General features: G+C 70.4%; 11 protein-coding genes. 6 read left to right on the forward strand and 5 right to left on the reverse strand.

Features of this window, described 5'->3' with window-relative positions:
* Window positions 1–24 precede the first annotated feature (24 nt).
* From HPO96_RS37340 to HPO96_RS37350, 3 genes are all read left to right on the forward strand, one after another.
* Complete coding sequence (locus HPO96_RS37340; RefSeq protein ID WP_171679224.1) at window positions 25–2,778, forward strand: BTAD domain-containing putative transcriptional regulator; 2,754 nt, start codon at window positions 25–27, stop codon at window positions 2,776–2,778.
* A 49-nt stretch (window positions 2,779–2,827) separates the two neighbouring features.
* A complete protein-coding gene (locus HPO96_RS37345) occupies window positions 2,828–3,631 on the forward strand; it encodes an alpha/beta fold hydrolase (RefSeq protein ID WP_171679225.1) in 804 nt (267 codons plus the stop codon).
* 61 nt (window positions 3,632–3,692) lie between these two features.
* The gene (locus tag HPO96_RS37350; protein WP_171679233.1) at window positions 3,693–5,150 is read left to right on the forward strand and encodes a glycosyltransferase family 87 protein; all 1,458 of its coding nucleotides are present in this window, start codon (window positions 3,693–3,695) and stop codon (window positions 5,148–5,150) included.
* Here the strand turns inward: HPO96_RS37350 and HPO96_RS37355 are convergent, their stop codons facing one another.
* The gene (locus HPO96_RS37355; protein ID WP_171679226.1) at window positions 5,151–6,089 is read right to left on the reverse strand and encodes a threonine/serine dehydratase family protein; all 939 of its coding nucleotides are present in this window, start codon (window positions 6,087–6,089) and stop codon (window positions 5,151–5,153) included.
* Window positions 6,090–6,182: 93 nt separating this feature from the next.
* Here HPO96_RS37355 and HPO96_RS37360 point away from each other — a divergent pair, with 93 nt between their 5' ends.
* Window positions 6,183–6,443, forward strand: coding sequence for a WhiB family transcriptional regulator (locus HPO96_RS37360; protein WP_171679227.1), 261 nt, complete (start codon window positions 6,183–6,185; stop codon window positions 6,441–6,443).
* 415 nt (window positions 6,444–6,858) lie between these two features.
* On the opposite strand, the gene HPO96_RS37365 is transcribed toward HPO96_RS37360, so the two are convergent.
* The 4 genes from HPO96_RS37365 to HPO96_RS37385 all read right to left on the reverse strand — a co-directional run bounded on the left by HPO96_RS37365 (window position 6,859) and on the right by HPO96_RS37385 (window position 11,594).
* Window positions 6,859–7,707: an ATP-grasp domain-containing protein gene (locus HPO96_RS37365; RefSeq protein WP_171679228.1), complete on the reverse strand. Its 849-nt coding sequence runs from the start codon at window positions 7,705–7,707 to the stop codon at window positions 6,859–6,861.
* Between the two features lie 5 nt (window positions 7,708–7,712).
* Complete coding sequence (locus HPO96_RS37370; RefSeq protein ID WP_475422020.1) at window positions 7,713–9,269, reverse strand: glycosyltransferase 87 family protein; 1,557 nt, start codon at window positions 9,267–9,269, stop codon at window positions 7,713–7,715.
* A gap of 421 nt (window positions 9,270–9,690) precedes the next feature.
* Entirely contained in the window at window positions 9,691–10,947 is a 1,257-nt protein-coding gene (locus HPO96_RS37750; RefSeq protein WP_184999635.1) for a DUF2064 domain-containing protein, read from the reverse strand.
* Window positions 10,944–11,594, reverse strand: a complete 651-nt coding sequence (locus HPO96_RS37385) for a glycosyltransferase (protein WP_171679230.1) — start codon at window positions 11,592–11,594, stop codon at window positions 10,944–10,946. Before HPO96_RS37385 ends, HPO96_RS37750 begins: the two co-directional genes overlap by 4 nt.
* A gap of 201 nt (window positions 11,595–11,795) precedes the next feature.
* On the opposite strand from HPO96_RS37385, the gene HPO96_RS37390 reads away from it, so the two are divergent.
* A complete protein-coding gene (locus tag HPO96_RS37390) occupies window positions 11,796–12,494 on the forward strand; it encodes a response regulator (RefSeq protein ID WP_171679231.1) in 699 nt (232 codons plus the stop codon).
* Window positions 12,491–13,654, forward strand: coding sequence for a sensor histidine kinase (locus HPO96_RS37395; RefSeq protein WP_171679232.1), 1,164 nt, complete (start codon window positions 12,491–12,493; stop codon window positions 13,652–13,654). Before HPO96_RS37390 ends, HPO96_RS37395 begins: the two co-directional genes overlap by 4 nt.
* The last annotated feature ends 279 nt before the right edge of the window (window positions 13,655–13,933 follow it).

Consider the following 13,933-nt stretch of genomic DNA (forward strand, 5'->3'; position numbering starts at 1 on the left):
CTCGACGCCGCTATCGTGGGCTGCGTGCTGGAGTGCCGGGTTCTGGGGCCCGTCCAAGTCCTGACGGACGGTGTCGCGGTGGAGGTCGGCGGTGCGCTGCCCCGCCGGTTGCTGGCGGCGCTGGCGCTGGCTGATGGCAAACCGGTCTCGGACGATCGTCTGGCCCAGGCGATGTGGGACGACCAGCCGCCGGCCAAGGCGGCCGCGACCATGCAGACCTACGTCTCCAGATTGCGTTCTGCGCTCGGTACGACGTACCGCGACCGGCTCGGCCGCACCTCGGTCGGCTACTTCCTGCATGCAGACGACCTCGACGCACGGCGTTTTGGGGAACTGATCGAAGCCGCACGGGCACAGCTGGCCGGTGACCGGCCAGAGCAGGCACGGACCCGGCTCGGCGCGGCCCTGGAGCTGTGGCGCGGCGAACCGTACGTGGAGCTGCCGGACGACGTTGCCGGCGCCGAGCGAGGGCGCCTGGCCGAGCTACGCGAGGTGGCCCGGGAGGATCTGGCGGCTGCGCGGCTGGGGACAGGAGACGCCGCCGAGGCGGTTGTCCAGCTGGAACAGCTGGTACGGGAGCAGCCGCTGCGGGAACGGCGTTGGGCGTTGCTCGTCGTGGGGCTCTATCGGTGTGACCGGCAAGGTGACGCACTGGCGACTCTGCGGAAGGTCCGCGAGCTGCTGGCCGAACAGCTCGGTGTCGATCCCGGACCGGAGCTGCGAGAGCTGGAAGGGCAGGTGCTCGCCCACGACCCGCGGCTGCGGTTGGCCGAGCCGCTGCCGGTCGTGCGGCCAGTGCCGATCAGACGGCCGCTGACGACGTTCCTGGGCCGTTCCGCGGACCTCGCCGTCCTGACGGTGCGGCTGGACCGCCATCGGCTGGTGAACCTGGTTGGCCCGGCCGGAGTCGGCAAGACCCGGCTGATGGTCGAGTACCTCGGCACGCTGGGCCCGATAGCCGACCCTTGGGTCGCGCGACTGGCCGACGTACCGGACGGGTCTGGTGTGGCTGCCGCGGTGGCCGATGCGATCGGAGTGGTAGCAGTTGGCGATCCGGTCGCGGCGATCGTGGCTGGCGTCGGTACGGCGCCCGCCCTGCTTGTGTTGGACAACTGTGAGCATGTGGTTGCTGCCGCGGCCGAACTGGTCGATGTGCTTGCACAGAGCTGCCCGGGGTTGCGGATCCTCGCCACCAGCCGGGAGCCGCTTGGAGTGGACGGCGAGGTCACCGTCTCCGTGCAGCCGTTGCCGTGGACGACAGACTCGGGTGAACCCGCAGTCGAGTTGCTGATCGACCGCGTTCGCGCCGTGCGGCCGGGCTGGGAGGCGAACCCGGGAGAGCTCGCTGCGGCGCGGCGGATCGCGGTAGCACTCGATGGGTTGCCCCTGGCGATCGAACTCGCTGCCGCGCGCGCACGCGTGCTCGGCCTGGGGGAGATCGCGGACCGGCTCGACGACCGGTTCGCCGTACTAGGGCCGGTGCCCCGTGGGTCACTGGCTTGGCACGCGACGCTGGAGGCGGCGATCGCCTGGAGTGTCGATCTACTCGAGCCTGCCGACCGTGAGCTGTTGCTGAGGCTCTGGGCGTTCGAGGGCGGCTTCACACTGGAGGCGGCCGAGACGATCTGGCCGGACCGCGCTGCCGCCGTACTGGAATCGCTGTCGGCGCTCGTGACGCGGTCGGTCGTGGTGGCCGACACCAGCGTGGAGCCGACGCGCTACGTGCTGCTGGAGAGTATCCGGGCGTATTGCCGAGCGATCGACCCGGATCCGGTGGAGACGCGGCTGGTGCAGGCGCGATGGGTGCGCATGCTGGCGGCGCGCTGCGCTGACTCGGTTCGGAGTACGCAGGCCGGCGCCTTCGTCCGGATGATGAGTCGCGAGCTGCCGAATCTGCGGGCCGGCTTCGCGCACGACCTGGAGACCGACCCGTCGGCGGCACTGCTCACCGCGGTGTCACTGGGCGTCTACCTCTATCGCGGTGTTCACCACGGCGAGGCCATTCGAATGCTGCGTGCTGGGCTGGATGCCGCTCCCGAGGCGTCGGTGCTGGACCGGATCCGCGCACTGAACGCGCTGACGGCGCTCACGTACTTCTCCGGTGATCAGGCGGCCATGGTGCAACTCGTCGAGGAGGTGCTCGCGCTGATGCCGCAGTTGGCGGCTGACACCGCACCGCGCGACTACGCCGAGGCTCTGTTCTTTCTGTCGATCGGATGCGTGCTCGGCTCGCCGCTAGAGGTCGCCCAGCAGGTCACCAACCAGCTGATCGAGTACTGCGAGCAGTCGGGCGTTGAGCTGATGATCCCCGCGGCGATGTCAGTGCGGACGGCGGCGCTGCTGCGGCACGCGACCAAGCCGTCTGATCAGCTGCGGTACGCCGACGAGCTTCAGCAGCACAGCCGGGGCTGGAACAAGGGCTGGGCGAACCAGATGGTCGGTGAGCTCTACCTGCGGCACCCAGAGCTCGCAGCTGACTCAGCAGATCGTGCACTGGCAGCGCTGCGCGTCGCGCTGGCCCGCTTCCTGCAGCACGAGGACTACCCGTACGCGCTCAACACTCTCCGGATCGGAGCCCTCGCGCTGGTGCGTGCTGGGGGATCGGCTGCGGACGGTGCGCTGCTGCTGGCCGCCGTCCAGTTGCATGCTGCGCGGCTCGGGCTCACCACTCCGGGCCTGTACGTCGTCGGCGAGCCGTGGGTCGAGCAGGAGGTCGCGCCTCCGGTAGCTGCGGACCCCATCTCGTGGCAGGCGATGGTCGCGCTCCTCGCCGACTGACAGCGGCCATGCAAGCCAGCTGCAAGCCGCGGTCGGCACAGTGAGCCACATGGAGTTCGTGACCGGGGCCGGGGGACGCCGGCTGGATTGTGTACGGCGTGGGCGGGGTGCGCCGCTGCTACTCATTCAGGGCATGGCCGCACATCACGCGCTCTGGGGAGCGGAGCTGCTGTCCGCACTGGAGGAGCGGTTCGACGTCGTCGCGTACGACCATCGGGGGGTCGGACGCGGCGACCGGGCTGACGAGGCGTTCACAACTGCGGATCTCGCCGACGATGCGGCCGCAGTGATCGCCTCCCTGGGGTGGGCCGACGCACACGTCTTCGGGATCTCGCTCGGGGGCATGGTGGCACAGGAGCTCGTACTGCGGCATCCAGCTGCAGTACGGACGCTGGCACTCGGCTGCACCACAGCCGGTGGCGCGCAGGGGATCATCTCGGAGACGTCGCGCCGGATGGTGGAGGCGATCGCGACCCGTGATGTCGAGCACGGACTCCGCACCAGCTTCGAAGCGAACCTCTCCTGCCGGTACGCCGACCGGGTGCCGGCCGCGCGCGAGATCTACCGGGAGCGGGCACTCGCAGTACGGATGCCGGTGCCGGTGGTTCTGATGCAGTGGGCAGCCGCACAGGCCCACGACGCTGCGGACCGGCTGCTGACGGTCGACGTACCGACTCTGGTCCTGCACGGCACAGCGGACGCGGGAATGCCGGTAGCGAACGCTCTCCGACTGGCTGAGCTCATCCCGGCGGCACAGCTGGAGCTGTTCGACGGTGCCGGGCATCTGTTCTGGTGGGAAGACCCGGTGCGCACTGCAGCCCTGCTGACTGCACAGGCTTCGGCGTGGGGGTGACACGCCGACGGGGCGCGGGTGGGTAACCTGCCCTGGTCGCAAAGCGAGCCGATAGGGGATGATGCGCACCGTGACCGAACCAGGAAGCCAGCGTGCGCACGACCGGCTGCCGCCGTCAGAGGCGGATCCGGCCGTCGCAGGGCTGACCGTGGGCCTCGGTGGGCGCTCCGGGCGGTTCGCCCGGCTCAGCTCGTCCTGGTGGACGCCGCTGCGGATCGCGCTCGCGGTGTGCACGATCACCTTCGGCCTCGGTGTCCTCCAGAAGGCGCCCTGTATGGACGTCGGCTGGGACCGGCAGAACTGGCGGCCCTTCAAGGCGCTCTGCTACTCAGACATCGGCTTCCTCTACCAGGAGCGTGGTTTCGCCGAAGGCAACCGGCCGTTCCTGGACACCGGCAACTACCCGGTGCTGGAGTACCCGGTGCTGACCGGCGGGTTCATGGAGGCGGCCGCCCAGATCACCTGGCTGTTCACCGGTGACCCGAAACAGGACCTCACCGAGGCGCAGAAGCGGGACACGGCCGGCGTCTTCTTCGTCGTGAACATCGCGCTGCTCTTCCTCTGCGCTCTGGTCATCGTCGGCCTGACAGTCGCAACCGCCCGCGGTGTCGAAACCCGCCCCGGTGCGGCGCGCGGGCAGCCACTGGATGCGCTGTACGTCGCTGCCGCACCAGTGCTGGCGGTGACGTCCACGATCAACTGGGACCTGTTCGCTGTTGCGCTGACAGCGGGAGCGATGTTCGCCTGGTCCCGTGGGAAGCCGATCTGGTTCGGCGTCCTGCTCGGTCTGGGCACTGCGGCGAAGTTCTACCCGTTCCTGCTGCTGGGGCCGTTGCTGATCATTTGTCTGCGCGGCCGCAAGCTGTGGCCGTTCTTCCAGGCCGTGATCGGTGCGGTGGTCGCCTGGGGTCTGGTGAACGCTCCGATCTACCTGCTCGCCAAGAACGAGTGGATGTCGTTCTGGACGTTCAACGACGAGCGGGAGAGTGACTACGGCTCGATCTGGTACGTGCTGAAGCTGGCCAAGCACGAGGTTGCCGACGTCAACCAGCTGAACATCGTGATCTTCGCGGGCCTGTGTCTGTCGATCGCGATACTCGGGCTGATGGCGCCCAGACCGCCGCGCTTTGCTCAACTCGCGTTCCTGGTGGTCGCGGCGTTCCTGCTGATCAACAAGGTGTACTCACCGCAGTACGTGCTCTGGCTGCTGCCGCTGGTCGCGCTGGCCCGGCCGCGGTTGCGGGACTGGCTGATCTGGCAGGCCTGTGAGTGCTTCTACTGGATGCTCGTGTGGATGCATCTGGCGCAATTCCTCGCACCGGGCAATCCGGACGTGCCGGACCGGATCTACTGGCTCTCGGTCATCCTGCGGATGGCCGGCACGCTGTGGCTGATGCTGGTCGTTGCGCGGGACATCCTGCTACCGGAGAAGGACCCGGTGCGGCAGGGCGACGTCGTCGACGATCCGAGTGACGGCGTTGCGTCCGGCGTACGGTCGCGGGAGCTGGCGACAGTCTGATCAGAGGGCAAGCTTTGCGACGTCGAGGTTGCCGCCGCTGACCACAGCGGCGGTGACTCCGGCAACGCGAGCACTGCTCTCGAGGAGGGCCGCGAACGGCGCCGCCGCGGCCGGCTCCAGCGCCAGCTTGGTGCGGGACATCACCAGCCGGGTCGCTTGTAGCAGTGCGTCCTCGGAGACGCGTACGACGTCGTCGACGTACTGCTGGATGAGTGGGAAGTTGCGGGTACCGCAGATCGGCGCGGCGAGGCCGTCGGCGATCGAACGGGCCGTGGGCAGGCGCTGCGGCTCCCCGGCGGCGAGGCTGCGGCTGACGACGTCCGCCTGCTCCGGCTCGATGCCGATCACGCGGATGGTCGGCTTGAGCAGTTTGACGGCCACGGCGACACCTGAGATCAGCCCACCGCCGCCGATCGGAACCAGCACGGTGTCGATCTCCGGGCGATCTTCGAGAAGTTCGAGGCCGAGGCTGCCGTGGCCGGTGATCACGTCCTCGTCGTCGAACGGGTGAACGCCGGTGAGAGAGCGCTCTGTACGGATCTCGTCGTACGCCGCCAGCAGGTCGCCCTCGACCAGTTCGACGGTCGCGCCGTAGGCCCGCGCTGCGTCGATCTTGGCCGGTACGGCGGTCTTCGCCATCACCACGGTCGCCGGAATCCCCGCGTCCCGCGCGGCCCACGCGAGCGCGCCGGCCGCATTACCCGCGGACACCGTCACCACACCGCGCCGCCGCTCGTCGTCCGTCAGCCGCAACAGCTTCGTCAGCAGACCGCGGACCTTGAAACTGCCCGTCTTCTGAAACAGCTCCGCCTTCAGCACCAGCTCCCCACCGCCACCCGCGAACTGCGCGTCGAGCGCCGTCGACGTGAGCAGGGGAGTGCGATGGATGCGCCCGCGCAACTGCTCCGCAGCCGCCTGAATCTCCACGAGCGCAGGCATACGCCGACTCTAAATGTCTACTAAGTTAATGTACTAACGACCATATTCCGAGACGCGCCTCGGAGAGCGCTCCCCGGCCCTTACCGTTTTTCCATGAGGCCGACACTGACCGTGATCGTTGACCCCGCCGACCGCTGGATGGACCGCGCCGCCTGCGCCGGCCAGGCCGGCGCCTTCGACGAGACCGCGACCCGCTTCGAACAGCGCAAAGCCCGCGAGCTCTGCCTCTCCCACTGCCCCGTCCTCGCCGAATGCCACGCCTGGGCCCGCCGCACCAAATACACCGGCACCGCCGCCGGCCAAACCCTCCTAGAAGGCCGCCGCCGAGGCCACCCCAACACCGCCGCCAGCTAACCCACCCCACCGACGCGACCTCCAACGCACCCCACCGACGCGCCTTCGGCTGCAACCCACCGCACTTGCTGGACGCGACTTCCGTCGCACCCGCCGACGCGCCGTCGGCTGCAACCCACCGCCAGCTGCCCCCGCTCCCCCCACCCGAGCAGCTGACCCCCGCCGTACATCGCCGACGCGACTTCCGCCGCACCTGGCTACCGGCTGACCTCCGCCGTACCTGGCCGACGCGACTTCGGCCGCGCCCGGCCACCGGCTGACCCCGCCGTACCTCGCCGACGCGACCTCCGCCGCACCCGCCGACGCAACCCACCTCAGGGGCAGGCGCTCCGCACTCCTACTGCTTTCCTCGGCCGCTGGATTGCCGACCTAGGCAAAGTCTCCGGCCGCGTCGGCCAACCGGAGTGGGGGATGCTCAGAGTTGGGCGGCGACTGCTCCGGCGAGGTAGTTGGCGGCAGGGGGGTGTTCGGGGAAGAACAGGTAGGGCTCGATCAGCTCGAGCTCCATGAGCAGGAAGCGTCCGTTGACGACGACACCGTCGACGCGTGCGTAGGTGGTCGGCGATCCCGCGGCGGTGAGCGCTCTCTCGGCGCTCTCCAGGATCGCGGGCGCCGGTTCCTCGAGCGTCGCGACGCCACCGAACATCGGCTGCACCCGGTAGTCACCAGCCACCGGGCGCTTGACGACCGCGTGACTGAACGCGCCGCCGAAGTACAGCAACGACCACTCGCCGTCGGTCTGGATCTCGGGCAGAAACGGCTGCACCAGGTAGACGGCGTCCGGCAGCGCGGTCATCGCGTCACTCAGCTCGGCCGACCCGGCCACCCCGCGGACGGTGTTGTGCGCGGCGCCGCTCACGGTCGGCTTGATCACGATCTGCTGCCCGTCGAGCCCGGCGACGACCTCGCGCAGGCACGCGCCGGCCGCAACCTGCGACGGCACGATCGCGACCCCGCGCTCCCGCAGTTCGAGCAGGTAGCGCTTGTCGCTGTTCCAGCGGATCAGGTCGGTCTCGTTCAGCACCGGCACGCCGGACTTGTCCAGCAGTCCGAGCCATTCGGTGAACTCGACGTGCCGCTTGTAGTAGTCCCACACCGAGCGGATCAGGACGGCGTCGTACGCGGACCAGTCGACCGACGGGTCCGTCCAGACCGCGGGGATCGCGTCGAGGCCGGCGGCCTCGAACGCCTCCACCAGCGGCCGCTCCTCGGGGAGCAGCTCGGGCCAGTCGGCCGAGGTCGCGATGGCGATGCGTTTGGTCACGCTGCTCAGTGTTGGCGGGCGATGGTTGCCGCGTCAAACTGCTTAACAGTCCGCAGACGGTGACGTAACGTAGTCGCGATGACAACGATGACAGCCGCGGCCAGGTAACTCAGCCCTTGCCGGGTCTCGTGCCCGAAGTTCGCGTACGCGACGTACGCCGCCAGCGGTACCGCGATCCATTCGGGACGCCGAGCCAGCGCGACGAGCGCGATCAACGGCAGTCCGTACCAGGGATACGTCGGCGTCGCGATCAGCAGGGCGGCGCCGTACAGCCAACAGCAGGTGACGGCGAGCGGCTCGCGCCCGCGGCGTCGGAACGCGAGCACGGAGAGCGCTCCCGCGAGGATCACGGCAACCACTTGTCGTGCCTCAGGAGGCAGCAGCAGCGCGAGAATCGCCGACCGGGAGCTGCCGTCGGAGAACCCCTCCTGCGTTAGATACCCAGGCAGGAACCCGACCACCAGTACGCCGGACGCCGCCACGTACGGAACGTAACTCGCGACAAAGGTGCCCAAAGCAACGGCTGACTGCCGGACGCGGAACGCGGGGATCAGCAGTAACGGCAGCAGCTTCACACTCGCCGCCGCGCCGAGCAGTACTCCGGCGAGCTTCGGACGCCGGGCCGCGACCAGCACCGCGGCGGTGATCAGGAACGCGCCGAGCACATCGACATGAGCGGCGTTCCCGGCCTCGAGCACCACGATCGGTGACCAACCCCACAGCGCCGCCCAGCGTCGATCGGCCACGTTCACCGCGAGTAGCCAGGTGAGCGCGACCGCGAGCAGTGCCGCGGCGATCTGCACTCCCAGCGTCCCGGCCGGCCACGGTGTCACCGCGGCCACCGCCGCGAAGTACACCTGCGCCACCGGCGGATAGATCGTCGGCACCCGCGGCCGGTTGATCTTCGTCCGCGGATCGTCCGCCGAGGCCGCCGCGACCGCCGCCGGATCTCCGGAGATCCGCGGGGGAGCGCTCTCTCCCGATCTCTCCGCCGCCGACAACCCCGGAAACAGCACCGGATCCCGCAGCCGGGCCAGCGCATCATCCAGAGGCACATGCCCGTACGGCGAGTGCCCCGCCACCTGCACCCGCCCGTCCCACACGTACCGATAAGCGTCCGTACTGGTGATCGGCGCCACCAGCAACCCCGGCGCCTGACAAACCGCGGCAACCACCACCACCCCGAAAACCCCCACCCCCCGCCCGAACCGCCAAACCAGCCACCCCACCCCCAAAACCCCACCCACCAGCACCACGTTGGCCCACCCCCCAACCCCCGCAGCCCAAACCACCCCCACAGCACCCCCCACCGCACCCCCACCCGCCACCCACCCACCCCGCGTCCCACCCAGCAACCATCGGCTCCGGCCCCCGCCAGTCGCCCCACCCGCCAACCGCCCACCCCGCGCCCGACCCCGCGGCCCGTCACCCCGCCTCCTGCTCACGATCCACCCACCCCGCGTCCCGTCCGCCAACCGCCGCCCCGTGCCGTCCGCCAACCACCCACCCACCACGCGTCCCACCCAGCAACCACCGGCTCCGGCCCCCGCCGGTCGCCCCACCCGCCCCCACGCAGCAGCCCGTCACCCCGCTTCCCACCCACGAACCACTGACTCCACGTCCCACCCGGCAGCCACCGGCCCCGACCCTTACCGGTCAACGCACCAAACCTCCAGCCGCCCCGAAGGCGATCGGCATGCCCGCAGGCGGCCCGGCCGTCCTGACGTCGATCGGCGTCCCCGCAGGTTGCTGAGTTGTCCTGACGTCGATTGGTGTGTCCGCCGATTCCCCAGTCGTCTCGGCGTCGGCCGGCGTGCTCGCGCGCTGCCCAGTCGCCCCGGCGGGACCTGGCAGTTCCATCGGCACCGACCGACCGGGCTACCGCGGCTGGCTTGCCGTCTGGCGAGTGTGCGTGGGTGCTCTCCTCCCGCGCTGATGCGGAGCTGCTGCCACCCTCGCGGCCAGCGCCGGGCTGCCGGCGGGTCATGCGGTGCGGCGGAGGGTTAGGAAGGCTCGGTGTGGGGTTCGCCAGTCTTCGGTGGGGTGGAGGTGGGCGGTGCGGGCGTGGCGGAGGAGGGCGTGAGCGCCGACGCGGGCCCAGGGGAGAGGTGTGGAGCGGCGGCCGCTGGTCGTGCGGAGGATGAGGGGAGTGGGGTCGTCGAGGTCGTCGTCGGGATCGACCTCGACGAGGACGAGCCCGTTCGGCCGCACCAGCTCGGCGCACCGGCGGAGCAGATCAGCCGGGTCCCCGCCGATGCCGATGTTGCCGTCCATCAGTACGACGCTGCCCCACCGCCCCTCACCTGGCAGCCGCTCCTGCACCGGACGCCGAAGCGCCGCCGCACCGCGCGACGTCGTCAACGAAACCGCCTGCGGCGACACATCGACCCCGAGTGCCGGAATCCCTTGCTCAGCAAGCGCTGTCACGATCCGCCCCGGTCCACACCCGATGTCCAGCACCGGGCCCTCGCACCGGCTCAACGCCAGCCGATCGACCTCGTCCGCGGGCGACTGCCACCGCTCCAGCTCGGACAGCGACGGAACCGTCCGTCCATCGATGCCGGTGGCAACAACTCGCGCGGTCCCGTCCAGCGCCCGTTCGAAGAGCAGCCCAGGATGCGCCGAGTGCTGCAGCCGCCGGAACAACCGCGACATCCGCAACCCGGGGTACGCGGCAGCGATCGCTGCCGCATCCTCCGGCGTATCCATGTCCCGCAACGTCGGCAGCAACAACACCCGCAACCCGAGATCCAGCAAACGCCGCAGCTGATCGCGCCCGGTGTGCGACGTCGACATCGGTACGCCGAGCAGCGCCCGCCGATCCGGCTCCCGCAACCCCAGGCACCAGTACCCGCCGTCCTCGGTCAGCCCCAGCACGGCGTCGTACCCCGGCCAATGAAACCCGAGCAACTCGGCCGGCAGTTGCGGTGTATCCATCCCGACCAGCAGCATCGGCGTCCCGTCGAAGACATCCGCGAACGCGAATGCCAGCCGCTCGTCCAGCCCACCCCCGCGCTGCGCGACGACCTCGAACCCGCCCGGCAGCCACGCCCCTGGCTCGCCCTCCAGCACCACCACACGACGACTTGCGGACGCCGACGCCACCGTCGTCAACGTGTCGATCAACGACGCGCGCGCCAGTGCGGCCGCCTCCGCGGCGGTGAACTCGGTCTGCAGCCGCGTCTTGACGCGGCCGGGGAGCGGTTCCTTGGCGATCACGATCAGAGTGCCGGCCGTCATCGCTTCAGCACCTTCGACATGTCGACCACGGCCCGCGCCGCGCCGAGCGGCGTACCGGTCACCTTCGAACGGCCGGACCGCGGCAGATAGTCGACGTCGACCTCGGCGATCCGCCAGCCGTCGTCCGCGGCCCGGACGACGGTCTCCAGCGGGTAACCCGAACGGCGGTCCGCCAGGTCGAGGCCGAGCAACGCCGTACGCCGAGCCGCGCGCATCGGCCCGAGGTCGCGCAGGACGACGCCGGTGCGGCGCCGGATCCGCCGGGACAGCTCGGCGTTCGCGAGCCGGAGGTGCCACGGCCAGACGTGCCGAGAGACCGCTCTCCGGCGTCCGATCATCAGGTCCGCGTTGCCGGCCAACACAGGAGCGGTGACGCGGACCAGTTGGCGCGGGTCGAGGGACGCATCGGCGTCCATGAACGCGACGACGTCCGCCTCCGCGGCCTCCAGGCCCGCGTGACAGGCGGCGCCGTACCCGCGGATCGAGCAATGGACCACGGTCGCGCCGAGGCGCTCGGCAACCTCCACCGAGCCGTCTCGCGAACCGTTGTCGACGACAACCGCGCGTACTCCGTCCGGGAGCCGCCCGAGCACCCAGGGCAGGGCCGCGGCCTCATCGAGACAAGGGAGAACCAGATCGACATCCACTCCTCGACCGTAGAGAAGCAAACCGCCGCGGAACGCTTTCCACCGCCTACGGATCCCTTACGGCAACCGCTCTCTCGCGATCCGAGCCGCGGCGACCGGCGACGCCGAGATCGCCGAGAGCGCTCTCTGAGGACGGCTACGGGTTGCTTACGGTGTGGCGGGTTGGAGAGTCGGCGGGAACGGAAGATTTAGGGTTTGGGGGTGGCTACACGTGTGCTGGTGGTGGACGACGACCCGACGGTGTCGAATGTGGTTTCGGCGTACCTGACCAAGGCCGGGTACGACGCTCGGGTGGTTGCGGACGGAGTGGCCGCGGTCGAGGTGTGGCAGCAGTGGAAGCCGTCGGTGGTGATTCTGGACGTGATGCTGCCGGGGATGTCCGGGCTGGAGGTGCTGCGCCGGATGCGCGCGGCGGACGACGGGGCCGCGGTGATCATGTTGTCCGCGCGGGGCGAGGAGGAGGACCGGCTGGTCGGGCTCGAGGTCGGAGCCGACGACTACGTGGTCAAGCCGTTCAGCCCGCGCGAGCTGACGCTGCGGGTCCAGGCGATGCTGCGGCGCGAGGAGCGGCTGGCCGGGCTCGATCTGACGCCGACGAAGCTGACCGCCGGCCCGGTCACGGTCGATACCGCGGCGCGGATCGCGACCCTGGACGGGAGAGAGCTCTCTCTGACGCACCGTGAGTTCGATCTGCTTGCCTATCTGGTGTCGCATCCGGGCAAGGCCTACACGAAGGCCGAGCTGCTGCGCCGCGTCTGGGGCTGGGACTTCGGCGACTCGTCGACCGTCACCGTGCACGTTCGCCGGCTGCGGGAGAAGATCGAGGCCGACCCGTCGGATCCGCGGCTCGTGCTGACCGTCCCGCGGACGGGCTACCGCTTCGCCGGGGAAGCCGGATGAACGAAGCCACCGTCACGATCCTCGCGCTGACCACCCTGTGGACGCTCGTCGTCGCGGTGATCGGCGGCGCGATCCTCTGGCGGTTCCGGCGCCGATCGCTGCGGGTCACGATCATCGTGGCCGCGCTGGCGCCGATGGCGGCCGCGTTGGCCGCGGTCCTGCAGAGCGTCCGGGCGATGTTCATCTCCGAGCACGACTCCTGGGTCGTGCTCTGGACGCTCGCCTTCGCGGCCCTGCTCGGCCTCGGCATGGCGGTCCTGCTCGGCCACTGGGTGAGCGTGAGCTCGCGTGACGTCGGGCTGCGCCTGCGCCGGCTCGGTACGACGTACGAGCCGTCGGCCGCCGCGACCGGCGTCGTGCCGGCGGAGCTCGCGGCGCTGACGGACGAGCTGGAGACGACGCGGCAGAAGCTGGCCGCGTCGCACGCGAGAGAGCGCGCTCTCGAGGCGTCCCGGCGGGAGCTGGTCGCGTTCATGTCCCACGATCTGCGGACGCCGCTCGCCGGGCTCCGGGCTGTCGCCGAAGGGCTCGAGGACGATGTGATCACCGACGTACCAGGTGCGTTGCGGCAGATGCGGACCACCGTCGATCGGATGACGGGGCTCGTCGACGACCTGTTCGAGTTGTCGCGGCTCTCGGCGGCGGAGTTGCCGAGAAAGCGCTCTGCCGTGAGTCTGCGCGAGCTGGCCGAGGACGTCGTGGGTGAGAACACCGAGCATGCGCGGGCGTCCGGCGTCGAGCTCTCGGTGTCGACGCCGTCCGGCGACGACCGCCTCGCGGTCCAGGGCGACCCCGACGAGCTGACCCGCGCCGTCACCAACCTGGTCGGCAACGCGATTCGCCACACCACCCCCGGCGGCGCCGTCACCCTCCTCGTCGACCGCGAACCCGACGGCCGCGTCCGCCTCGCCGTCACCGACGGCTGCGGCGGCATCCCCGCCGACGACCTCTCGCGCGTCTTCGACATCGGCTGGCGCGGCGACGAACAACGCACCCCAGCCGCCCCCACAGCCACCGCCACCTCCTCCGGCGGCGGCCTCGGCCTGGCCATCGCCCGCGGCGTCGTCGAATCCCACGCCGGCCACATCGGCGTCACCAACACCCCCGGCGGCTGCACCTTCCAAATCAACCTCCCCCCAATCCCCACCCCCACCCCCTGACCCCCGCACCCCGCGTACCCACCCAAGCCCACGCCCGCCGCTCGTACGCTGCTCTCGCGCACGCCGCTCCCGCGCCCGCTCCAGCTCGCACGCCGAACGCCGCACGCACTCCCGTGCACGCCGCTCCCGCTCCCGCTGGCCGGTGCGCAGGTGCTCCCGCTCCCGCTCCTGCTTCCGCTGGCCGGTGCGCTCCCGCTCCCGCTCCCGCTCCTGCTTCCGCTGGCCGGTGCGCTCCCGCTCCCGCTCCCGCTCCTGCTTCCGCTGGCCGGTGCGCTCCCG

This window comes from Kribbella sandramycini (assembly GCF_013131805.1).
In the GTDB taxonomy this organism is placed as follows: Bacteria; Actinomycetota; Actinomycetes; order Propionibacteriales; family Kribbellaceae; genus Kribbella; species Kribbella sandramycini.